The sequence below is a fragment of the Nostoc sp. ATCC 53789 genome (genome assembly GCF_009873495.1).
GTDB lineage: Bacteria > Cyanobacteriota > Cyanobacteriia > Cyanobacteriales > Nostocaceae > Nostoc > Nostoc muscorum_A.
Genome location: NZ_CP046703.1, coordinates 2,384,686 through 2,409,045, shown reverse-complemented (window position 1 = coordinate 2,409,045; position 24,360 = coordinate 2,384,686). Strand labels below are relative to the sequence as shown.

Here is a 24,360-nt window from a genome sequence, read left to right as displayed (position 1 = left end):
AACTGTGAGAGCGTGGATGGGCGAGTTTTACTTGACCCGTATTCCAACGCTAATAAACCGATAAAGGAGAATTAGGTTAATGTCCCTTACTTACGGAACCGAAGGAAGCCTCCGCGTTGGCCAACAAGCTCCCGATTTCACAGCAACAGCTGTGGTAGATCAGGAATTTAAGACAATCAAACTTTCCGATTATCGCGGTAAGTATGTCGTCCTGTTTTTCTACCCACTAGACTTTACCTTTGTTTGTCCTACTGAAATCACAGCATTTAGCGATCGCTACGAAGAATTCAAGAAAATCAATACCGAAGTCCTTGGGGCTTCCGTTGACAGTGAATTCTCCCACCTCGCTTGGATTCAAACAGATCGTAAGTCTGGTGGTGTCGGCGACCTGAATTATCCTCTAGTCTCAGACATCAAGAAAGAGATTAGCGCCGCTTACAACGTTCTTGACCCAGCAGCCGGCATTGCCTTGCGTGGTCTGTTCATCATCGATAAAGATGGTATCATACAGCACGCTACCATCAACAACCTAGCTTTTGGTCGCAGCGTTGATGAAACCCTGCGGACATTACAAGCAATTCAGTATGTTCAATCTCACCCCGATGAAGTTTGCCCAGCTGGTTGGCAACCTGGTGACAAGACAATGAATCCTGACCCAGTGAAGTCTAAAGTTTACTTCTCTGCTGTCTAAATTCCGTTAGCAAACTCTAATCCAAGTTGTTGGAGTTGAGAGCAAAATCAATGAAAACCACAGATAAACAGAGATACACATGAAACAGTGTCAACCTCTGTATCTATCTGTGGTTTTTTCATAAAATAGTATTTAAATAATTAGGGTTAAAAATATGTTGACTTCAACTGATTTTAGTGGCTTATTAAATGAGCGATTCTTCCGCAACTTTTTACCAGTTCCAGCTAGAAATCAACTCAGGTTTGGAGTAGGAACGCCTGATTTTCAACTACCAGATATTACCAACGGAACTTTAGTAAAATTGTCTGATTATAAAGGCAAGCAACCAGTGTTACTCGCCTTTACTCGCATCTTTACTGAAAAACAATATTGCCCTTTTTGTTTTCCTCATATCAAAGCCTTGAATGAGAACTATGAGCAATTTAAAAATCGCGGTATAGAAGTTTTAATGATTACTAGTACCGATGAACGGCAGAGTCAAATTGTTGTGAAAGATTTAGGCTTAAAAATGCCGTTATTGAGCGATCCTAGCTGTCGAATTTTTCGTACCTATCAAGTAGGGCAAGCACTAGGAGCGCCTTTACCAGCCCAGTTTGTATTAGATAAAGAAGGGAAACTCAGCTACTGGCATTTATTTTCTTTTCTGGATCACAATGCTAGTGTTGAGACTCTGTTAGAACAATTTAATTGAGTATAAGGTGTAAAATTGGCAATACCCACTCTACTGATAAAACTGTGAGGTTTTATGGTGCTGACCCTTTATCATTCATCTATTTCTCCTAACTCTCGCCGCGTCTGGATTACTCTGCTGGAAAAAGGACTTGAGTTTGAATTAGTAGAAATAAAGCTGGATGGGGAGCAGTTTAAACCAGAGTTTTTGGCAATTAATCCATTCCATCACATACCAGCTTTGGTAGATGACGGCTTTAATGTAGTGGAATCTTTAGCAATTCTGGACTATTTAGAGACAAAATATCCCACACCTGCGATGTTGCCTAAAGATGCCAAGGATTTAGCGATCGCACGGATGGTACAACTGGTAACTGTGAATGAGCTTTTGCCAGCAACCACCACATTTTTACCTCAGATATTAGGCTTACCTGGAGAAAATCCCGAAAAAATCGAGCAGGCGAAGCAGAAAATTTCAACAGTACTCAAATTATTCGAGAATTTACTTGACGATCGCCCTTACTTTGGTAGTCAAAACCTAACTATGGCTGAGGTTGTGGCTGGAACTGTAGTAATATGGCTGCCGGAAGTAGGGATTTCTTTAAATGACTATCCAAAACTGAATGCTTGGCACGATCGCTTAATTGTACGTCCATCGTGGCAAGCTACCGAGTCTACACCAGAGGCAATGGAAGCGTTTAAGTCTGTCATTGTCGCGAGAAATACGCGGCATCAGACTTAATCAATGTAGAAACGATAAATTTTACCGTTTCTACAATCGGAAATTTTCACAGCTTGACTTGCTGCAAATGACTGCGGGGATTATAAGTACGTATAGCCCGGATTTTTTCATAATATTCTCGTTCTTGTTGGCTGAGGTCTTTTGGTGGTGCGATCGCCACCTTCACCAACTGATCGCCACGTCCACCCTTGGCGAGGGGCCAACCTTTGCCACGTAAACGCAGTGATTGTCCAGAACGTACCCCGGCTGGTAGCTTGACATTAACTGAACCGTCGGGAGTGGGTACATCAATAGACGCTCCCAGAGTAGCTTCATCTGGTGTGATTGCCACTTCGCACACCAAGTTATCGCCTTCCATTTGGAAGAACGAGTGCGGCTGAAGTTCGACTTTTAAGTATAAATCCCCTCGTTGTTGAGTCATCGGGTTGATTTGACCTTTACCCCGCACGCGCAGACGAGTACCAGGTTTAGCCCCAGATGGAATACGAACATCTATTGTCTCGTTACCTAAACTGAAGCGCTTTTGCACACCATTAAATGCTTCAGCAAAAGTTAGGGTGATTATAGCTTCACTATCCTGGGAAGTACCCGCACCTGCATCTTGAAACCCAAAATCGTTAAAGCCACCAAAACCACTTGTAGCACCTGTAGGAGGGCGGTAAGAGTAACTTTGTCGCCCGCCTCCACCACGAGGGGCAGCACCGCCAAAGCGTCCTAGCAACTCATTAATGAACTCATCAAAATTGCCGTATTGACTGAAGTCAAAGCCACCCATATCGGCACCAACGCCACCGCCGGGGAAACCTTCGCCAGCTTGCTTCCAATATTGACCGAATTGGTCATATTTTTTGCGTTTATCTACATCTGAAACAACCTCGTAGGCTTCGCTAACTTCTTTAAAGCGTGCCTCTGCCTGTTTGTTATTTGGGTTGACATCGGGGTGATATTTGCGGGCTAGTTTACGAAAGGCTTGTTTAATCTCATCTTGAGTGGCAGTCTTATTAACTCCCAAAATTGCGTAATAGTCCTTGAAGTCGGTTGCAGCCATCTACTAGCCTCCTATAGAAATTACTGTTATGTTTTTTTTAAGAACACAGATATTTGATTGCTAGGTAGAGTGCCAAGCAAAAGAATCTGATTTTAAATTAACAAAGAATATAGAAAATCAAGTGTGGTTCTTGCTCAACGTGCGATCGCAATTTCCGTACTCCGATTTTTCTGATAAGCGGATCAGCCCGTCTAGCCCCTCTTCCAGGCTTGGGGGGGCATCCCGGAGTTGACGGTGCATCCGCAAAATAATTTCTTCAGGAACCTGGCGCGATCGCCTTTTATTACGTGCCAAACACAGCCAGACTGGTGTATCCACCCAAATTCCCATAATTTGGGTAAAGCCCAATTCACGGGCTAAAGCAATGACTTCACGGCGATGACGGCGCTGGGCATTGGTAGCGTCGAAAATGGCTGTATTTGCTGTAGAAATAGCTTGTCGAAATTGCCTTTCTACTTCCTGCCAAATCAGTAGCCACGGCCCCTGAAGGGCTTGAGAACCGAACAATTGCCCCCTGATGCCATCCGTAGAAATCAGCGGCATCTGGGGGCATTCTGTCATTAATTGTTTTGCAAAAGTTGACTTACCGCTACCTGGAAGACCAATCAGCAAAAACAGTTTAGTCATTTGTCCGTTGTCCTTTGTTACTTGTAACTATTAACCAATGACTAATGACTAATGACTAATGACCAATGACTAAATGATTGTTCCATCAGCAATTACAGCATTTTTCAGCACGACGACGATACCACTGCGGATGTAAAAACCTTGGTTTTCGCGTTCAGCTTCTTGCACATTATCTTTATTGATAATTTTGACATCATGACCGATGCGGGCATTTTTATCAATGATGGCACCGCGAATGATCGTGTCTGTACCGATGCCTACGGGAATGTCATTATCTATCAAGCTACATTGCCGTTCTACAGAAGCTTGGTAAAAATCTGCACCCATGAGTAAAGATTCTTCGATGACGCAGCCAGATTCAATCCGCGATCGCACTCCTAAAACTGAATGTTGAATGCGGCAATTTTTCAAAATACAACCTTCGCCAATAATTGATTCTGTGATATGGCAATCTAAAAGTTTAGTCGGAGGTAAGTAACGAGGGCGGGTATAAATTGGTGCTTTTTCATCGTAGAAACTAAAAGGTGGCTGGGGCTGCTGAGTCAGGGCTAAATTTGCTTGATAAAAGGCTTCGATTGTTCCAATATCTTCCCAGTAATCATCAAAAAGGTAAGCTTGAACGTTGTAATCTTTAGAGGCATCAGGAATAATTTCTTTACCGAAATCAGTTCTTTCTATACCTTCTCTCAACAACTTGAACAAAACCTCTTTTTTAAAGACATAAATCCCCATTGAGGCGATGTAAGGCTGTTTCAGGGCTTGTTCTTTTGTTAATCCCAGTACACTTGTATCAACTTGCATTTGGGTTAACGCTTCGCCTTTAGGTTTTTCGCTAAAGTCAATTACCCTACCAGAATCGTCAATTTTCATCAAGCCAAAATCTGAGGCGCGGCGCTCATCTATGGGGATGACTGAGAGAGTAATATCAGCCCCCGTGTCCCTATGGCGTTGGATAAACTGGCGATAATCCATCCGGTAGAGGTGATCGCCTGACAGGATTAGATATTCTTCTACATCCCATTCTTCCATCAACCATAGATACTGACGCACAGCATCGGCTGTACCTTGGAACCAGTTGGGATTTTCTGGTGTTTGTTGTGCAGCTAGCACTTCCACAAAACCTTCGTTGAAACCAGTAAAGTTATAGGTACGGGCGATGTGACGATTCAGGGAAGCTGAGTTGAATTGTGTCAGGACGTAGATTTTGAATATTTCGGAATTTATGCAGTTACTAACAGGGATATCGATTAAGCGGTACTTCCCCGCTACTGGTACTGCTGGTTTAGCGCGGAGTTTGGTTAATGGGTAAAGCCGAGTACCCGCGCCACCGCCAAGGATGATTGATAATACTTTTTTCACAAAATTTCTCCCGACTGCCTTTCAACTCTCATCTTCAGTTTAGGACTGTCTGCCACCACAGGTAAGGGGGATCATGTGATTCTTAGGGAGGAATTTTATAGAATGCTGTTGGTTATGGATAGTACGGCTAATAAGTAAAAAACTAGAACATTTGTATTTATTTAGATAGGTGAACAATATAGGAAGTTTTGGCTACGTTTGCCTTGTATGAAATTTGACTATCGCTTTTGCATTTTATATCGATATAGAAATCATATTTAATTTTTGAAAAAACTTAGTACCACTTGAAAAGCCTTGTTGCCTGTTGGCTGCCATCGCTTTTGCACTGCGCGAACAAAAATCAAAGCTGACTGCTATAGTTATCTATTTATTTTTTTTGATAAAGTATGTTGCGAGATAAAATTATCAGGTGAATCACTATTTTGGGCAATATTGAGACGTAGAAACTGCACCCAGACTTCATCGCTAAGTAACTTTAAAGCAATTTTAGGATTGTTAATTGCGATCGCACCGATAACTTTACGCCATCCTTGCTGCAATGACTCAAGAAAAGCCTCTTCAATAGAAACTTGACTCAACAACGAAAGGGCGGTTTCAAAACTTTCTGAATCAGCTTGTATATTCTTCGTTCTTAACCCTTGAAGTGCCACATTTAACCACATAGGCAGAATTTCCAGCCAATTGCTTTGCTGTATGTTTTTGAGTGCAATGTCTTCCATACCTAGCGCACCCCATACATATAAAGACTCCACAGCCAGTTTAGAATCGCGGTTGTTTAGAGCATTTTGCCATAATTTTTGAGCTTGATTTTGGAAGCGATTAGCGAAAAATTCATAAGCTTCTTGGACTTGATGCAAAATTGTGACTTTATAAACTGATTCACCCCGTGGTAGGTAATCACCACGATAAGATAGCCAGTTATGAGATCCACATAGATGGATTTCTTGATCAACTATTACTTCTTTTATATGGGAGTCTCCCAGCCATAAAACCTGTACAGATGATAAACCATCAGGTGTTTTTATTGCTCGCAGTTTTTTCTCTACTTCTGGCGAAATTGGTTTCTCTTCATCTTCTTGTCGCCGCGCAATTCCATGTCCAATTAAAATCCAAACTCCACGATTAGCTAATTTTTGTAACAAAGTTAGAAATTTTTCATCGACAACTGCCTGATTCACCCAAGGAGAATAAATAATAACCTGACTTTTAGCAGAATTCAAAACTTCTGAGAAAGCTTGGCTAATTTGTCCGTCGCGTAACTGTACAACTTCACCTACCACTGGAGATTTATCTACTTTTTTATCAGCTTTTTTCGCAGGTTTTAAGGTTTTTTGGCGAATATTTTCAAGCCTAGCTTCTATTTCAGTATTTTTATGTTGGAGAATGGCTTCACGTTCAAAATTGATGGTTTCGTCTGACAATTTACATAATGCTTGTAAGGATATTTTACCTTGAGCGTGTAGAGCTTCTAACCAATTTGATGCTGACTCTAAAACTTGTTTTCCATTTCTTATTTGGATGGTTAATTTATCTTCAAGAGCATCGAAGATAACGAAAAGCGATATCTTTCTCCAAAATTTTTGAGTTGGATTTAATACCTTATAAGAAGTAACGATTTTTCCCTCTTCTGGGACATGAAGCGCTAAATCGGAAGCCTGAATAAATTTTTGGATTTCCTCAAGTTGTAAAGAAGAGATATCAGTAATTATATGATCAATAGTTATAAAATCTGCTAAGTCTGGCAACTTTATCACTGTCTCGCTTAGTGATTCAGTTTGAAAGGTTATTTTGTCGCTTAAAGGATCTGTAATAGCATTAAGCTGTACAGGATATGGAGGCTGTGGTACAGACCCTTTTTCATAAAATGAGCGACCTTCAGAAGTAACTGTAATTGGTGATGTTGGTGATAGAGTTTGTAATGAGCGAAGAGTTGCAGTGGTAGTTTTGATAAATACAGAATCCAGTCCAAGTACAGAGGCTAATTCATCCTCTGTTGGCGGAGGTTGAAATTCAATCGCAGCGCGGATAATAAATTCTTCGAGTACGTTAAACTGGCGGGGTTCTTTGATATTTACTTCTATAGTAGTTTGACGCAAACTATAACGAAATTGACGCGCTGCCAAAACCGATAAACTAGGACTTTGCGCTTCTATTTCGTCTACAAAATTTTTGAGATTGTCATCAATAGGTTTAGCAGAAGAGGCGAGAAACATTAAGGAAATAAGATTGGATAATTGAATTTGTACAAATACTTGTAACCCATGAGGCAAAGTATCTTTATGGTTTCAATAAGCTTTGGCGACGACTAGTCTACCAAGCAAATCCAGCACCAGTGACAAATATTAGCACATTATAAATTTCCCCAGGAATGACCATTGTGGGAGTATTCAGCAGCGTAGGTGTAGAAGCGATCGCGATCGCCAGAGTCCCATTTTAAATTCCTACTTCTATTGTAATTGCCGTAACGCTTTTTTCTCCCAATCGGGTTAAAGTTGCGATCGCAAAATCTTAGAGGTTATTTATAAAGTAAAAATAAGATTATTGTACGGTGTGTTAGGCACATATTTCTAGATGATTTGTCACAAAAATTTTCATCAAAGTGCTAACGCACCGCTATGTAACAAGGTGCATAATAGTAAAGCCGTAACCCACCTTACTTAAGATTTACTTTATAAATAGTCTCTAATAGGCTGTTTTAAAAGTGTTTGGACGTGCTTTTAAGTACTTCTAGATCCCCCCTAGCCCCCCTTAAAAAAGGGGGGAACCGGAATCAAAGTCCCCCTTTTTAAGGGGGATTTAGGGGGATCTTAACTTTTGATACCGATAAAGGGACTTTTAAAACATCCTCTAAGCAGGCTTTATGAAATAGGAGTAGTTATATCTTCCTCCAAGGATGCTGGCAATTCAGAAGAACTAGCGCCAGTTTCTGGTGTTGAAAGCTCATCACTTACCATTCCATCCCATGAATAGTTGCAGATTTTGGTGTGAAGCAATTTACCAAATGTCAGGTTAATGGCAAGGGCAAAAGAATCGATAAAAATTAGATTTACAAAGCGATCAATCATTAGACCCCCTTGAGCTAAATTAAGCATCAAGTGATATTTGCTTTCTTACTACACAAGCCATAATCTCTTTTCCAGAAATGTCTGGTATCTTAATAATTCCTAGTTGAAGGGGAAAGGTGAAAAAGGATTGTGGGTAAGGGAAGCAGGAAAGAAAATATTATTTATCGCTTTAATTTTGAGAAGAAGTAACGCCCAGAAAAGGCTTCATCTCATCAGTATAATTGCCAAAAATAATGCAGGCGACTGGATAATTTCTACTTACACGGGCTAGTTTGTCTAATAGATAGCCTCAATCTTTTCAATCAAACTCTTGAGATCGGTAATTTAATTTGTACTAATACTTATAACCCATGAGGCAAAATATCTTTATGCTTTCAGTAAGCCTTGGCGACGACTAGCCCACCAAGCAAATGCAGCACCAGTCACAAACATTAGTAGACCATAAATTGCCCCAGGAATAGCCATTGTAGGATTATTCAGCAGCGTAGGTGTAGAAGCGATCGCGATCGCCAGTGTCCCATTTTGAATCCCTACTTCTACTGTAATTGCCGTAACGCTTTTTTCTCCTAATCGGGTTAAAGTTGCGATCGCAAAACCTAAAGCCATTGCAACCACATTCAACACTAAAGTTGCCCCGCCCACATCTATTAGATAAGAAATAAAACTATTCCGTTCTCGCAACAGCACTCCAGTAATTACCACCGCCAGGAAAAATAAAGACAGCCACTTCACAGGTTTATCTGCTTTGTCTGCTAATCCGGGTACATAACGCTTGGCTATCATCCCAATTGCTACAGGTAAAAGTGTAATCACCGCAATCTGCAAAACAGTACTTAAAAAAGGCAATTGTAAAGTTGTTCCTTCCCCCAAAAATCTCTGCATTGACAAATTTACTACCAGAGGAATCGTAAAAACCGTAATGAAACTACTAATAGCTGTTAGCGTCACAGAAAGAGCAACATCACCCCCAGCCAAAAACGTAATCATATTGTAGCGCCACCGGGACAGGCTGCTAAAATCATCACACCTACCGCTAATTCTGGCTTAAGGGGAAACACCGATGCAATGCCAAAGCCCACCATTGGCAACATGACCAACTGTGCCACTAGGCCAACCACCACCGCTTTGGGATAAATGAAAACTCGCTTGAAGTCCTCTAGGGTCAAGCTTAACCCCATGCCTAACATGATAATAAATAAAGCTAGGGGCAGAAAAACAGCCGTCAGAAAATTTGCTTCCATCCTTAATCAGCGTTGGTAACAACAAAAGTGCCTCTGGATTGTACCGTATTCCCGTTAAATTTCTAGTTCAACAACTGTAATAGGTTTAGCAGAAGAGCCGAGAAACATCTACGAAACCTTGATGAAGACTTACAATATTTGATACTTCAGAATACATACTTCCGACTTTACCTGGTTGATGCGTAAACAAATTATGACAGCCCACAATTATCAGCAGTTCTTGGGCGCGAGAAAATGCAACATTTACCCGTTCTGGTTTCTTAGCAAATCCAACATCTCCTTTACTGTTGTTGCGAACCATACTCACAATCACAACAGGTCTTTCCATACCTTGAAATCTGTCTACTGTCCCAGTCCGAATCTCTAATGAAGGGAAAAGTTCAGATTGCAAACGTTCATCGATTTTCCTTAATTGAGCGCCATAAAAGGTAATTACAGCAATTTCTTTTTTTGGTTCTCCATTAGCAACTTTAGAAGCCCAAGTCGTCTCAAACTGCTGACACAGATGTTCAATCGCATCAATTTCTGGTGTATTAAAGTAAGAAGTTCCGTTTCTTTGCTCTAAAAACTCATTTTCGATAGGCGTTTTTACCCAAATAAGATGCTGAGATTCTTGGATAATTTCGCCTGCTAAATGATGTGCGCGTTTTATGTCCGGTTCCAAAATACCAGATTCTAGTTTCCCATCATAAAACTGATTGATTGCACCCATAATAAATGGGTGCATTCGATATTGTGTAGTTAGCATTTGTTTAATGCTTTCATCAGCCGATTCAAACTGACTTTTAAATAGTGATTCTTCTAAGAATTGTAATTCGTCTCGTGTATTACCCATTGTTTGAGCAACTTCTTCTACAGTGCTAGTATCAAGCATGGGTGGTAATTGCCGATGATCGCCTACCATGACTAATTTTTTACCTTTCAAGGCTGGGATTAGTAACTCTGGTGGAGTACACTTACTAACCTCATCAATGATGACAACATCAAAGGATTTGAATTCTTCCGAAAAACCTCTATTTGCAGCTTGAACGCAGGTGATACCAACGACGTTGGCATTATCTAAATATATACGCCTTAAATCGTCGCGATCGCGCTCATTTGGCTGTCTTAATTTTCCAATCCAATCTTGGACAAAATTCTGATATTTTTTGAGATAATTTTCTTCTTTTTCGAGTTCTTTCTGCCAAGATTCAAACTGAATATTGAGACCGCGCAATAACTCTATATTAAACAAGTCAGCAGCAGAGTTTTCTGGTTTAAACTTATCCGGTATTTTTTGCCATTCTCTCAACCACCAGTTTCTTTCTTCTATTAAACTATCTGACGGCTGTGGTTGTAATTTATCTTCTATTTCACGTAAGCTAATTTGTAATTTTTGAAGTTGCTGTAGAGAAGTCTCAGTTTCTTCTTGTAGTTTTGATAAATGCTCGTATAGAGAACTTCTAATTATCTCCAACACCGCAAAAGGTTCTAAGGATGAAATTAAGGTTTCAAGCTGACTAATGGAAGTTATCCAATAATTCACTTGATTGGAAAATTCTTGTGGGTTTTCCCAAATATTTGATTGGGTTGCAAGATATTTATCAGTTAAAGTGCGTAATTGAGTAGGTATATTTTGTTGATTAAGTTCTTGCAAAATATTAATAACTCTGCCAAGTTGCAAATTAGCGTCTTGTTGTGCTTTTTCTACCTCAGCTTGAGTAATAGATATTTGTTGTTGGCTAATTTCATTTTTCTGAAGTTCATTTAATTGTCTTTGTAAATACTGAAGCTGTTGTTCAGTTTCGGTTTTGACTTTTAAAACGCATTGGCGTGCATTTACAAGAATAGTATCTAACAATTCTTGGGTAAGTCGGGTGAGAGTAGAATCGATGTTATTCCATTCCCATGATGCGCCATAAGTTCGTTGCATTCTAATTAAGAAAACCTGGGTATTTTCGACCAGTAATTTTCGTTGTTTGGGATTGAGTAGCTGATAATTGCTAAACTGCTGATAGGTTTCTTGCCATTGGGTGCGATCGCTCTTTGATAGCACCATTGGAATCTGACTAAAATTTTCTTGTAAAAAATAGCTGAAATTATGCTGTTTACCCCGTCTATCGGTAAAACCCCCGTCTATTTCATAAGCGATCGCTTTTGTCAATAGCTCCCATTCTGGTAGGTTAATTTTGTAAATTTTTGGTACTATTGATAATTTTAATGTATTAGCAAACATCAATAAACCTAGTGGTAAGTCCACTAAATTTTCTGTTAGTGGTAAACCTGATTGCTGACAATCTTTTAAAGTTTGATATAGATGAGAAGGTGCTGTAGACTTCCATTCTTTTACTGCTGAGATAATATAATCTATTTCACGTTGGCGATTTTCCCAAATCTGGATTGTTTGCTGTAGGTTTTGCAGTTTAGCAAGATATTTCTGATAATCTGGTTGCGCTTGATTTAATAATGCAAAATTCTGTTTGACAACCTCAACTGAGGCTGCAACTTCTAAGATGGCTTGACTAGCCTCTTTAGCATGAGTAAAAGCAGATTTAAATCCAGAAATTTCTGTTGCTACAGTTTCACGCAACCAAACCGCTAAACCAAAAGCGCCAAACACCGGACGCACCAAGCCAAGTTCATCAATATATTTGATGGTTTGACGAACATTTACTAAAAATTCTTCTACTAAACTATTACCTTCTGTGTATGGCTTCAGAAGTGGCAAAAAATCTGTAACTTCTGGAGCTTCCCAATTTATATTTGGTGCAGTGTTTAGTATATTTTCTAGACCTGCAATTAGAGATTCAACGTTGTTCTGTTTTTCTACGGTTTCGTTATAAGATTTTTCTTGATTTTTAAAGTTTGTCTCTACCTTTAACTTATTTTTATTGAATTTCGCTTGCTGCTGGCTAAATTCTTCCTCTGCTTGGAAGTAGGGTCTGAATCTTTGTGATGATGCCAGTAATTGACTGAAAATTTTGATATTTTCGAGACGCTGTGTAATATTATTTTCGCAGTCATAAGCTGTATTTTCTAGCCATCTGCCAATCACTTGGTCTTCTAAAAAGGGCTGTCCTTCTTCCCCAACTTTTTCGGCTCTACCCTTGCGTACTGCCCGAATCACTGGGTTGTGAACTAATCGACTCAAGGCGTTATCTACTGCTAAATTCGCTTGTGAAGCAATTAGAGTTCGTCCGCCTCGAAGTGCAATTTGATAGCAAATTTCAGCAATTACAGTAGTTTTACCAGTACCTGGTGGCCCTTGGATGAGAACAAGATCCTTAGCAGCAAGTACCTTTTCTACTGCTGCTTTTTGCCCAGGATTAGCCGAAGATAATAATAAGTCTTGTGGTTGGAGTTCAACAGTGCTTTTGATTTGTCTTGCCTGAGAAGCATCGAATAAAAAGTTACCTAAATAAGGATTTTGGGTGTAACCATTATTCAAATCATCTAAGGCTTTTTTCTTACGCTGAATCTGCTGAATATCACCAACTGCCTCGAAACATAAGAATCCGGTAGCTGGTAATTTGTAGCGCTCTGTTGCCATGAATTCAGCTAAGTCACGTTCTAGTCTGAGGCTGATAATACAACGGTTGGGGTCAACTTCCTCAACAGTTCCTAATTGACGACCGCTAATCCAATTTTTTCCGACAGGAGCAGTTTCAAAAAGTTTTAAATCTTCGTTTTTTGTGCGTCTTGCCCGTTCCCAAAAGTTATCTACTTCGAGGGAATTTTGATAAAAGCCGTCAAGGGTGGCTGAGTTTACATCAATTTCAAAACTAATCCGCCTTTTGAAGTTATAGTTATGACTTACGTAACGCACACAAAATTGACGTGCTTTAGCAATTTTTTCCTCAATTTGCAAAAATGCTTTCCAAGCTTTCAGCTGATCTTCTGTAGGTACATTTTCGCCACAAACTGGCGCGGTGGCGATGCGCTTCAATGTCGTCGGCGGAATGTCGAGATGATGCTGATGATTAGCCAGTAAACGCAAGCGACAAGGGATAGCGTAGCTGTCGGCGTGTCCGCGTGAAGGTTGTAATAACTGAGCCGAAAGTATTTTTATACCGTCGCGTCCATCTTTTTGTACAGCTGCTCTAAATCCTAATGTTTTTCTGAGCTTCTCAAGTCTTGCAGGCAATGGAAAATCATCGGAGTCTGTTGCTATTGTCAAATCCCAAATTTCCTCTCTTGCCTCTTTCCCTGCGCCTTTGCGACGCACATAAAATAATGAAGGCTTTTTTCCGACACATTCATACATTAACTCATTGGCGCGATCGCGCCGCTCCCTAAAATCGGAATATGATTTCAAGGCAGCCTCACCTTCAAGATGGCGGATAAAACTATCAATTGCTGAAGCTATAAACGTATAGCCCCAATCTTCAGAGGTTGTTTTAGTAGTTTTCGAGGATTTTGCTGTTAGTTTATTTACCGCTAAACGAATACGTTCTACATCGGATTCTGAAATTGTACTGGTATGGCTTTTGACTACAATTTTGAGCTTTTCACAAATTAATAATAGCTTCTTGCTATCTAAATTTAATTCTTTTGCTAGTTCGTAGACTCTGAGTTTACCGTTGTTCATCCACTATTTACCTTGTCCGTATTAGCCCAACCGTCTTGAACGTTTTACGGATTTAAAAATACTTTTTGTAATCGCAAAAAGCATGATTATTATGACACCGTAAAACAAGACATTTAATAAAAATGCCCCAAAATTTAGATTCTGGATATCTTCAACCCCAATTCTTCCCCAGCCATGTACTGGTGAGCCAGCATTATCATCATGCACTATTGGGAATGGGAACCCAGCCGTTAAAGAATCACCACCCATACACGCATTTGGAAGACATGGTTCACTTAAGCAGAGTTGTTCACAACCTGGAGGATTCTGATACCACAGCGATAAAATAGTTAACGGAATTCCTAACAATGTACTTAATATTATTACTGTTATTGCTTTTCCCAATTTTCTCATCTAAGGGACTTCCAAAGAATAGAGGTTGTATCAAAGTTTATACTGTTGATAAACTTCACTAGCGGCGCGATGCAGTAGGGAATGTCGCCAAACTAAAGATTTCATATCATCAGCATAACCACCGCCAATGACGCAGGCGACGGGATAACCGCTACTCACACAAGTACTTAAAACCTGCATTTCACGGCGAAAAATGCCCGTATCGGTTAAGGCTAATTTGCCCAAGCGATCGCCTATATGAGGGTCAACACCAGCATCATAAAATACTAAGTCTGGCTTGACTTTAGATAACAAATCTGCTAAATAATTCGCTAAAGTTTGTAAATAAGCGTCGTCTTCCATTCCCACCGGCAAAGGAACATCCAAATCACTGTTTTGTTTTGTACCGGGAAAATTGACTTCACAGTGCATGGAGAAAGTAAAAACGCTGTCGTCGTCTTGGAAGATAAAAGCGGTGCCGTCTCCTTGATGAACATCCAAATCGACAATCAGGATTTTTTGGACGAGTCCGAATTTTTGTAAAACGCGACAAGCGATCGCTAAATCGTTGAAAATACAAAAACCAGACCCATAACTGGGAAAGGCATGATGAGTTCCACCAGCCGTATTACAAGCTAAACCATGACTTAATGCCAGTTTTGCAGTGAGTATCGTCCCACCTACCGCCACACAGGTACGATTCGCTAATGCTGGACTCCAAGGCAAACCAATGCGTCGCTGTGCTTTGGGGTCTAGGGTTCCTTCGCAATAAGCTTGAACGTAGCTTGGGGTGTGGACTAGCTCTATCAATTCTAGCGGTGGACGTTCGGGGGTGTGAAATTGTTCTTGATTCGCTACACCATCAGCTAACAGCAATTCGTAGAGTTGTCGGAACTTAGACATCGGGAAACGATGTCCTTCAGGTAGCGGAGCAATGTAATCTGGGTGGTAAATAATTGGCAAGTCCATAAGGAAAGACAATCTCAAGCAGCTAATCCAACAACAAGGTAAAATTTAGCCATAATCACAGTAAAAAAGCTGTTCTTGTAAATCTAAAATTCCAAATTTAAATTAATTATGATGGAATGGATTCCGCCGATAACATTTATTCTAGCTGGCTTACTGGCTGGAATAATTGGTGAAAAAGTTATTTTCAAAAAACTGGAAATATTCGTTAATAATAAACGAATTGCGGGGGGAAATATTATATTTCACTCTCTGCACCGCATGACTTTTATTTGGTTTGTCATTGCCGGTTTTTTTTGGGCAATTCTGAGCGCACCCCTGAAACCGGATATTGCGATCGTACTGCAAAAAGTTCTGACAATCGCACTGCTGTATTCAGTAACCCTAGTTTTAGCCAGATTGACTGCTGGTTTTGTGAATTTATTTATTCGCAGAGCAGAAGGGGTTCCCACATCGCTAATTTCTAACCTGGCTAAAATTACTGTTTTAGCTTTGGGAACATTAATCATACTGCAAACGGTGGGTGTTCAAATTACCCCGATTATCACAACTTTAGGTATTGGTGGTCTAGCAGTTGGTTTGGCACTTCAAGACACACTTGCAAATTTGTTTTCTGGGTTTTACTTAATTATTTCTAAGCAAGTTAGAACCGGAGATTATGTAAAATTAGATGCTGGACATGAGGGATATGTTATAGATATTTCTTGGCGCAATACAACAATGAGAGAAATTTCCAATAATGTTGTCATTGTTCCAAATTCTAAATTGTCTTCGGCAATTTTCACCAACTATCATTTACCCGCAAAAGAAATTACTTTAACAATGAATGTGGGTGTAAGTTATGATAGCGATTTGGAACAAGTTGAAAAAGTGACTGTAGAAGTTGCTAAAGAAGTCATGCGAGAAATTGCACCGGAATTAAAAGATAATGAGCCATATATTAGATTTCATACTTTTAATGATTTTAGTATAGATTTTACGCTTTATATGCGGGTAAGCGAATACTTCGATCAGCGTATTGGTAAACATCTAGTTGTGAAAAAATTACACAAACGCTATCAGCAAGCAGGAATTCAAATTCCTTTTCCGATTAGAAAAGTATATATGCAAGATAATTCAGCTATAGGAAAAAATTAGTATTTGCCACGTTAAACCTCATCTATGTTGAAACCTAGAGTTTTTTAAACGATATATTTATGTAGGTTGGGTGGAGTAAAACGCAACCCAACATTACCACCAAATTTTATGTTGGGTTACGCTAACGCTGCACCCAACCTACAAAACTAATCGCTAAGGCTGGGTGCAAATTAAATTGCTAATGCTCGTTTTTCTAATGGTAGTTCAAAGCGATCGCCTGGTTTCGGTTCAAGTACCCGTGTTGAAAGATTGTTTTTCTCTACTAACGAACGAAATTCCTCAGCAGTTCCTTTAGTCTGAATCAATTTCATCAGCAACCCTTCAAACGCCACATCACCACCAGCCGCAGTAGGTATTATTACTTGAGGTTGTAACGATTTTACTACTTCCAAAGCGCTATTTTTACCTTTAATAATCGGCCCCAGCAAAGGCAATGTCATATCAATAAACGGTGTAATCACTACATCAATGGGTGCAGATTGCTGAAGTTGTGGAGAATGATAACCGTGAGGCTCGTAGTATACAGTTAGCCCACTTTCCAATTCTTTGAGGAGATAACTATTTTCTACCAAAGTCGGGCCAATGGGTGAACCAGGGAAAGCTTTGATTTCAACTTGATTATTTAAAGTGAAAGTTTCACCATGAGCGAGAGTAGTAACTTGGGTATAACCTAACTGCTGTACTACCTTGGCAGCATTGGGAGAGGCTACAACCTTGATGCTGTGGTCGAGTACCTGAAGCGTTGGTGGGTGAGCGTGGTCTTCTAAACCCTGAGACAGCAGAATCAAATCAATATTATCTGGTATTGGGCGATTTTGCGATCGCGAACCTTTGAATAACCAATCCAAATTGCTGAAAATTAAAGAACCAACCAGCCAAGGGTCAATCAGTATTCTTTTTCCACCAATTTCCAGTAACCAAGAGTTGCTGTCAAACCAAGTTAAAAACATAAATTTTGTGAAGATAACGCCTATCTTCATTATCAATCGTGTCAGCTTTCTTAGTAAGCAATGAGGCTAATACCTACATTCTTCCGGTTAAGTCTATACACGGGGTTGTTTTATGTCTGATCTTGGTTTTACTCACATTGCACTTGCAGTCAGTGATGTTGATGCAAGTATCTCATTTTATGCAAAGTATGCCCAAATGACAGTTGTGCATCGTCGCACCGATCAAACTACTCAAGTAGATGTTGCTTGGATTAGTGACCTGACTAGACCTTTTGTGATTGTCCTAATTAAAGCAGCTAAAGTAGAAGGCGCATTATTACCACAATCCCATCTTGGGGTAGCTTATCAGAATCGTGGGGAAATCGATCGCCTGTGCAATGAGGCACGCGCTGAGGAAATACTGCTAGATGGGCCAAATGACTGGGGCTTTCCGGTTGGTTACTGGGCTTATATTCGAGACCCTGATGGTCATACACTAGAAATTTCCTATGGTCAGGAGATTAGTTTTACAGTTGAGCAAGCTAGAGACGCGAGTAATCGCGTCTCTTAAAAAAAGAGTATTACTTTTTACCAGGTGTGCGTCCACCTTCATCGTTACTGCCACCGTGAGGATGGGAATTGCCTGGGTCACATCCCTCAGAACCATTACCAATTCCTTGGTTACAGTGGCGACGTGGTTTTACCCCCTCTGTTGAAGTTTCAGTCTGCTCCTCAGCTGCAACTTGTTGTTGTTGTCCAACGACATACTGCGAGGAGATATTTGCTACTTGTCCAGTGCTAGATAGAGCTTGGTATAGCAAAGCAGACACTTCAGACCTGGTTGCTACCCGTTCAACATTTAGCAATTTCACATTGGGATAGTTGACGACTATACCGCGTTGTGTCAAAGCTGCAATCAGACTGCGATATTCACTACGAATAGTAGTTGCATCGCTGTAAACAGATAAAATTGTATCCGTGGAACCACTGCTTTGATAATTTAATCCCCGCGCTAATGCTACCAAAATATCAAGGCGAGAAAGGCTTTGGCTGGGGTTGAAATCCTTACCAATAACAGCGTTTAAAAAGCCCATTTGATAAACTTCGCTGATGGCATTGTAAGCCCAATATTGAGTTGAGACATCCTTAAATGCGATCGCTCGACGAATTTTCCCCTTGGTAAACGCTTTCCGCAACATTGCCGCAAATTGAGCGCGAGTTACTGGTGCATCCGGGCGAAAAGTCCCATCAGGAAAACCTTCGAGAATTTCCATTGAGGCCAATTCGGCAATAAAATCTTTAGCCCAGTAGTCTGTAGAAACGTCAGAAAACCCAACCTGAAGAGCGCGAGACATCCCAACTTGGCGATAATTCATCAGCATTTGGCTGATGTCGTAGCTAGAGTTATCGCTGACTTCAATCACCTGCACCAAGCTGCCAGGAGTAGCTTGCAAAGCCTCTGCTAAGTCGGAACTAAAGACGCTCACGAACGACTGACGCACTAAAGCATACTCACCCTGAGTGAAAGAAACGGGATAAACGCTGGTTCCTGCAATTTTTGACAAACCTTCTACTTGGAACTGACTACCTTGGAAGGTTTGGGAACTGCTCAGAAAACTAACACGTTGGTCGCTAACTTGGGTGAAGTAGTCGTAGGTGGTGGTACCTGTGTCAATAGTGCCGTTTTGGTCAGCATCAACACCATAAACAGTGCGAACGACTTGATATTCTGTAGGTTTAGCTGACAAAACCAGGTTAACTGTGGTATTTGCCGATAAACATTCAAATTCGCTGTAGCCAATAAAGCGGTTTTGAACATCATACAATCGCACGACGATGCGATCGCTAGCTTTTAACCCCTTAGCAAATTTTGCTTTTTGCTTAATCTTGTACTTGTAATCACCCAAAAAGCGCTCTTTTAAATAGCCCTTGCTACCTTTACTCTTGACAGAAATGCGAGCAATCACCTCTGACAAGTTCCCGGATGGTTCCCAAATGGCAAGGCTAAAACCTGTTTTTTTGCCTTTTGCAGAAACACTACTACTGCGGCTTTCTGTGGTGATAGTTTGCCGCTCAATAGTAGTAGTACGACTCCTGGTTTCTAGTTTTTTATCAGCTAAAAGTTGTTGACCTGTGGAATTATCAGATATTTGGGCGACGGTGGTAGAGAACCCTGAAGTTGCAGATGCAGAAGCGATTGGCGAAAATATTGCCACAGAGGTTGCAGCCAGAACAAATTTGCTGATTTGAGCAAAATAACTTTGATTCATATATTTCATCTCACACTACCATTCGTCTAAAAAATCACAGGGGTATTTGGTATCCCTTGACTTATTAATCCCTTGGGGTGGATGGAACTAACATTTACTCAGTGTTAAACGATAAGTTAAAAGTATAGTATTTATCGTTACCCCTAAGAACTGGAGACAACTGGCGCAGCAATTCTATTCTCTAATTTCAGGATGTGAGGTCAGAGAACATTAATATATTTGAAGAAACACTTTATGAATCTTATTAATGACTATAACTACACAGCAGCTTGCAACCCAAGACGCTTTTGAAAAATTCATTTGGACTTGGCAGGGCTACAAAATTCAGTACACTGTCATGGGCACTGGACGACCTCTGGTGCTGGTTCACGGCTTCGGTGCTTCCATTGGACACTGGCGTAAAAATATCCCAGTTTTAGCTGATGCTGGCTACCAAGTATTTGCCATAGACCTTTTAGGCTTTGGCGGTTCCGATAAAGCGCCTATTGATTACAGCGTCGAAGTTTGGGTGGAACTGCTGAAAGATTTTTGCACAGCACATATACACGAACCGGCTGTATTTATTGGCAACTCTATCGGCGCACTTTTGAGCTTGATTGTACTGGTAGAACATCCAGAAATTGCTGCTGGTGGTATTTTGATTAACTCTGCGGGTGGCTTGAGTCATCGTCCCCACGAATTGAACCCGCCGCTAAGGATGGTGATGGCAGCTTTTAATCGGTTTGTGCGATCGCCAATTACAGGTAAATTTGTCTATAACCGCATCCGCCAAAAAGCCCAAATTCGCCGTACTCTCTACCAAGTTTACCGCGATCGTGAAGCCGTCACCGATGAATTAGTCGATTTACTTTATACTCCCTCTTGCGACCCAGGAGCGCAACAAGTCTTCGCTTCCATTCTCACAGCCCCTCCTGGCCCAAGTCCAGAGGAACTTTTGCCCAAAGTAGAACGTCCTCTATTAGTAATTTGGGGTGCTGATGATCCCTGGACACCAATTACCGGGGCCAAGATTTACGAAGAGGCGCGTGAGAATGGCAAACAAATCAAAATAGTCCCCATTCCTAATGCCGGTCATTGTCCGCACGATGAAGTTCCAGATGTTGTCAATGCCCAGATTATCGATTGGCTAACGCAAAATTAGTAATTTCATGCCAAGACGCAAATGCAAAGATATTTTCTGTCCCCGCGTCTTGGCCTATGCAGAGTAGAAATGGAGCTAACAATCTGGGTCACTCAATTTTAGATTCTAGATTTTAGCAGGACTTACGCAAAATCATGAGAAAACGTAGACACGAAGTGGCTTGCCGCAGGCTACCACAGAGGGCGCAGAGGACACGGAGAAATAAGAGCTTCAGAGAGTTCTTGCGTAAGTCCTATTTAGATTGAACAGGCAACCAAACGGCATCTATAAGCACAAATTTCACTGTTGCCTATTCCCTATTCCCTCTCCCAAAAGGATTGACAGAATCAAACTCATATGGTGTGTAATGGAGCTTGATGTGCGTAATGGACATAAAGAGGTAATTCCCTCAAATCACCATCCAGATTTTTCTCAACAAGGCTATCAAGTTATCAGCGAACTAGGACGCAACCGAGAAGGAGGACGAATTACTTATTTAGCTAATGTCCTCAACTCTAAGCAACAGGTAGTGATTAAAGAGTTTTGTTTTGCTCGGGCCGATGCTGATTTGTCAGGTGTGAAAGCATATCAGCGCGAAATCGAAATTTTGCAGCAACTCAATCATTCTCGCATCCCTCGCTATATAGATTCTTTTGAAATACCAGGGGCTTTTTATCTGGTGCAGGAACATAAAAATGCCCCATCTTTAGGCTTAAAAAACAGCTTTCATCCAGAAGAAATTAAGCAAATTGCTCTGTCCATTTTAGAGCTTTTGGTCTATCTACAAAAGCAAGCTCCGCCAATTATTCATCGGGATATCAAACCAGAAAATATTTTGGTTGATGAGCAACTAAATGCTTATTTAGTTGATTTTGGATTAGCTAGGATACAGGGTGCAAAAATAGCTCTTAGCAGCTTCGTAGCAGGAACCCCAGGTTTTATGCCACCAGAAGAACAGTTTGGTCATTCCCTGACTGAAGCATCAGATTTATATAGTTTGGGAGCAACACTAATTTGCTTACTTACTAATACCCGTTCTGTTGATATTGGAAAATTAATTGATGATAACTACCGCTTTAATTTCCAGCAATTAGTTCCTCAAATCAGTCCGCGTTTTCGGTGGTGGTTAATGACAATGGTGGAACGTAACCGAAACCGTCGCTATGCTAATGCGGCTATTGCTTTAAAAGCACTTGAGCCAATTGAGGTTGTTGGTACTGGCACTGGAATAGATAATTTAATCAGTACAATCAAACCTATAAAACGAGCTACAGTGCTGGGATTAGCTACTGTTATTACACTAGCTGCGATGGGGGCAACTTTGATGAGTTGTCAGCCTGGTAGTGCGGTTAGGCAATTGCTGGAAGCAAGAGAATGTCAAAGCTTGGATTTCAAAGCAAGTTGTCAACAAAAAACCGGAAATTAAGATTAATTAGGTTGCATCTGGCTAAGGATTACAGTCGTTTCCAATTGAATAGACTACACGCGTAGGGGCACAATATATTGTGCCCCTAAAATTATGTGTATTCCACGCTTGTAAAAATTGCTGTCATTTTCACGAGTATCAAAGACTCGTTAATGAAGCTAAAAGACTCATTAATGGAGTTTAAAGACTCATTAATGGAGTTCAAAGCCTCGTTAATGGAGTTTAAAGACTCATTAATGGAGTTAAAAGCCTCATTAATGGAGCTAAAAGGCTCATTAATGGAGCTAAAAGGCTCATTAATGGAGTTTAAAGACTCATTAATGGAGTTCAAAGACTCATTAATGGAGCTAAAAGGCTCATTAACGGTAATGCGCTATCGGTAATTGTCTACTTACCTGCTGTAGTAAACTACATCTAAGCCAGAAGCCTGCATTCAATAGTTGATAGCGCTGTGAAAAAAATCCTGATTGTGTCAGCTAATCCCACGACGACAGATAAACTTCGCTTGGACGAGGAAGTTAGGGAAATTCAGGAAGGGTTGCAACGCTCTCGCAGCCGAGATAAGTTTGAACTGATTACGAAATGGGCGGTGCGTCCTGACGATTTGCGGCGTGCGCTTTTAGATCATAATCCTCATATCATCCATTTTTCTGGACATGGTGGAGGAAATCAAGGTTTAGCCTTGGAAAATATTACAGGGGAAATGCAGCTAGTGAGTACAGAGTCACTGGCAAGGCTATTTAAATTATTTAAAGACAAAATTGAGTGTGTATTATTAAATGCCTGTTATAGCGAGGTGCAAGCTGAGTCTATTTACCAACACATTAACTGTGTAGTTGGGATGAATCGGGCAATTGGCGATCGCGCCGCAATTAAATTTGCGGTAGGCTTTTATGATGCATTGGGCGCTGATAGGTCTTATGAGGATGCTTATGAGTTTGGCTGTAGCGCTATTGATTTAGAAAGTATTCCAGAGTCTTCGACACCAGTGCTGAAAAGTCGAAACAATCTTCAAGGTGGTATCTGTGCTAACGAAACGATTCCAGATAGCGAGATAAAAGCAGCAGTCTCTTTAGAAAATCCAGAAGGGCAGGTGGCTCTAAACTCTGCGTTCTATGTGGAGCGATCGCCTATTGAGGTAGACTGTTATGAAGCGATTCTTCAACCAGGGGCCTTAATTCGCATCAAAGCTCCTCGGCAGATGGGCAAAACTTCGCTGATGTCGCGGGTTCTCCATCATGCTAGTCAACATGGCTATCAGACTGCACCCGTAAATTTCCAGTCAGCCGATGCAGAATTTCTCGGCAATTTAGATCGGTTTTTGCAGTGGTTCTGTGCCAGCATTACTTACGAACTGAATCTACCAGAGAAGCTAGACGATTATTGGAAGGGTGTTTTAGGTAGCAAGAATAAATGTACAAATTACTTTCAACGGTATTTATTACCTGCGATTAATAGCCCCGTAGCTATAGGTTTGGATGAAGTTGATGAAGTCTTTAAGCATCCTATAATTGCTGCTGATTTTTTTGGATTGCTACGAGCTTGGCATGAACGGTCAAAGAATGAGACAGTTTGGAAAAATCTCCGGTTGGTGATTGTGCATTCTAAGGAAGTTTATATTCCGCTCAATATTAATCGGTCGCCTTTTAATGTCGGCTTACCTATTGAGTTGCCAGACTTAAATCAAACACAAGTACAAGACTTGGTACAGCGTCACGGACTCAATTGGCCTGAATCACAAATTGAAGAATTAATGACACTGGTGGGTGGTCATCCTTATTTAGTGCGGGTAGCGCTTTATGAAATTGCCCGTGGTCGGATGACGCTGGCAAATCTGCAAAAAATCGCCGCAACCGAGGAAGGTCCTTACAGTGACCATCTGCGCCGCCACTGGCTGAATTTGCAAGAGGATGCAGAATTGCTAGCTGCGGTTAAACAAGTGATGACAGCAAATCGCCCCGTGGATGTAGGCACAACTGAAGCGTTTAAACTCCGCAGTATGGGGTTAGTTAAGTTTAAAGGCAATGAAGTGGTGCCACTGTGTAAATTGTATCGTCAATATTTTGGGCATCGCTTGGGGTTGAAAAATTAAAAAAGTACATTAGTTAGGAGTGCAATAAGACTTTTATCT

19 protein-coding genes and 1 pseudogene are annotated in these 24,360 nt (G+C 40.8%); 9 read left to right on the top strand and 11 right to left on the bottom strand.

Annotated features, from left to right (window positions below):
• The first annotated feature begins 79 nt into the window (after positions 1 to 79).
• From GJB62_RS09930 to GJB62_RS09920, 3 genes are all read left to right on the top strand, one after another.
• On the top strand, positions 80 to 691 hold the full coding sequence (locus tag GJB62_RS09930; protein ID WP_069068387.1) for a peroxiredoxin: 612 nt from the start codon (positions 80 to 82) through the stop codon (positions 689 to 691).
• 154 nt (positions 692 to 845) lie between these two features.
• Positions 846 to 1,382 (top strand): peroxiredoxin, encoded by a 537-nt coding sequence (locus GJB62_RS09925; protein ID WP_114084224.1) that lies wholly within the window; start codon positions 846 to 848, stop codon positions 1,380 to 1,382.
• Between the two features lie 57 nt (positions 1,383 to 1,439).
• Entirely contained in the window at positions 1,440 to 2,102 is a 663-nt protein-coding gene (locus GJB62_RS09920) for a glutathione S-transferase family protein (RefSeq protein ID WP_114084387.1), read from the top strand.
• A gap of 46 nt (positions 2,103 to 2,148) precedes the next feature.
• Here the strand turns inward: GJB62_RS09920 and GJB62_RS09915 are convergent, their stop codons facing one another.
• The 9 genes and pseudogenes from GJB62_RS09915 to GJB62_RS09870 all read right to left on the bottom strand — a co-directional run bounded on the left by GJB62_RS09915 (position 2,149) and on the right by GJB62_RS09870 (position 15,350).
• On the bottom strand, positions 2,149 to 3,150 hold the full coding sequence (locus tag GJB62_RS09915; protein ID WP_114084225.1) for a DnaJ C-terminal domain-containing protein: 1,002 nt from the start codon (positions 3,148 to 3,150) through the stop codon (positions 2,149 to 2,151).
• Between the two features lie 117 nt (positions 3,151 to 3,267).
• Positions 3,268 to 3,777 (bottom strand): AAA family ATPase, encoded by a 510-nt coding sequence (locus GJB62_RS09910; protein WP_114084226.1) that lies wholly within the window; start codon positions 3,775 to 3,777, stop codon positions 3,268 to 3,270.
• A 69-nt stretch (positions 3,778 to 3,846) separates the two neighbouring features.
• A complete protein-coding gene (locus GJB62_RS09905) occupies positions 3,847 to 5,136 on the bottom strand; it encodes a glucose-1-phosphate adenylyltransferase (RefSeq protein WP_114084227.1) in 1,290 nt (429 codons plus the stop codon).
• Between the two features lie 359 nt (positions 5,137 to 5,495).
• Positions 5,496 to 7,406 (bottom strand): hypothetical protein, encoded by a 1,911-nt coding sequence (locus tag GJB62_RS09900; RefSeq protein WP_245246129.1) that lies wholly within the window; start codon positions 7,404 to 7,406, stop codon positions 5,496 to 5,498.
• A 588-nt stretch (positions 7,407 to 7,994) separates the two neighbouring features.
• Positions 7,995 to 8,201 (bottom strand): hypothetical protein, encoded by a 207-nt coding sequence (locus tag GJB62_RS09890; protein ID WP_147262556.1) that lies wholly within the window; start codon positions 8,199 to 8,201, stop codon positions 7,995 to 7,997.
• A gap of 366 nt (positions 8,202 to 8,567) precedes the next feature.
• A pseudogene (locus tag GJB62_RS09885) lies at positions 8,568 to 9,379 on the bottom strand (bile acid:sodium symporter family protein).
• A gap of 148 nt (positions 9,380 to 9,527) precedes the next feature.
• Complete coding sequence (locus tag GJB62_RS09880) at positions 9,528 to 14,009, bottom strand: translation initiation factor IF-2 N-terminal domain-containing protein (protein WP_114084230.1); 4,482 nt, start codon at positions 14,007 to 14,009, stop codon at positions 9,528 to 9,530.
• A 21-nt stretch (positions 14,010 to 14,030) separates the two neighbouring features.
• On the bottom strand, positions 14,031 to 14,402 hold the full coding sequence (locus GJB62_RS09875) for a hypothetical protein (protein WP_114084231.1): 372 nt from the start codon (positions 14,400 to 14,402) through the stop codon (positions 14,031 to 14,033).
• Positions 14,403 to 14,432: 30 nt separating this feature from the next.
• Positions 14,433 to 15,350, bottom strand: coding sequence for a histone deacetylase (locus tag GJB62_RS09870; RefSeq protein WP_114084232.1), 918 nt, complete (start codon positions 15,348 to 15,350; stop codon positions 14,433 to 14,435).
• A 108-nt stretch (positions 15,351 to 15,458) separates the two neighbouring features.
• Between GJB62_RS09870 and GJB62_RS09865 the strand changes: the two genes are divergently transcribed.
• Positions 15,459 to 16,484 (top strand): mechanosensitive ion channel family protein, encoded by a 1,026-nt coding sequence (locus GJB62_RS09865; RefSeq protein ID WP_114084233.1) that lies wholly within the window; start codon positions 15,459 to 15,461, stop codon positions 16,482 to 16,484.
• Between the two features lie 170 nt (positions 16,485 to 16,654).
• On the opposite strand, the gene GJB62_RS09860 is transcribed toward GJB62_RS09865, so the two are convergent.
• Positions 16,655 to 17,434, bottom strand: coding sequence for an MBL fold metallo-hydrolase (locus GJB62_RS09860; RefSeq protein ID WP_114084234.1), 780 nt, complete (start codon positions 17,432 to 17,434; stop codon positions 16,655 to 16,657).
• Positions 17,435 to 17,546: 112 nt separating this feature from the next.
• Between GJB62_RS09860 and GJB62_RS09855 the strand changes: the two genes are divergently transcribed.
• On the top strand, positions 17,547 to 17,984 hold the full coding sequence (locus GJB62_RS09855; protein ID WP_114084235.1) for a VOC family protein: 438 nt from the start codon (positions 17,547 to 17,549) through the stop codon (positions 17,982 to 17,984).
• 10 nt (positions 17,985 to 17,994) lie between these two features.
• Here the strand turns inward: GJB62_RS09855 and GJB62_RS09850 are convergent, their stop codons facing one another.
• Positions 17,995 to 19,683 (bottom strand): S-layer homology domain-containing protein, encoded by a 1,689-nt coding sequence (locus GJB62_RS09850; RefSeq protein WP_114084236.1) that lies wholly within the window; start codon positions 19,681 to 19,683, stop codon positions 17,995 to 17,997.
• Between the two features lie 247 nt (positions 19,684 to 19,930).
• On the opposite strand from GJB62_RS09850, the gene GJB62_RS09845 reads away from it, so the two are divergent.
• The 4 genes from GJB62_RS09845 (at position 19,931) to GJB62_RS09830 (ending at position 24,321) form a co-directional block, all read left to right on the top strand.
• Entirely contained in the window at positions 19,931 to 20,824 is an 894-nt protein-coding gene (locus tag GJB62_RS09845) for an alpha/beta fold hydrolase (RefSeq protein ID WP_114084237.1), read from the top strand.
• Between the two features lie 346 nt (positions 20,825 to 21,170).
• Entirely contained in the window at positions 21,171 to 22,229 is a 1,059-nt protein-coding gene (locus GJB62_RS09840) for a serine/threonine-protein kinase (protein ID WP_114084238.1), read from the top strand.
• A 152-nt stretch (positions 22,230 to 22,381) separates the two neighbouring features.
• The gene (locus tag GJB62_RS09835; RefSeq protein ID WP_114084239.1) at positions 22,382 to 22,612 is read left to right on the top strand and encodes a hypothetical protein; all 231 of its coding nucleotides are present in this window, start codon (positions 22,382 to 22,384) and stop codon (positions 22,610 to 22,612) included.
• A 68-nt stretch (positions 22,613 to 22,680) separates the two neighbouring features.
• Positions 22,681 to 24,321: an AAA-like domain-containing protein gene (locus tag GJB62_RS09830; protein ID WP_114084240.1), complete on the top strand. Its 1,641-nt coding sequence runs from the start codon at positions 22,681 to 22,683 to the stop codon at positions 24,319 to 24,321.
• Positions 24,322 to 24,360 lie beyond the last annotated feature (39 nt).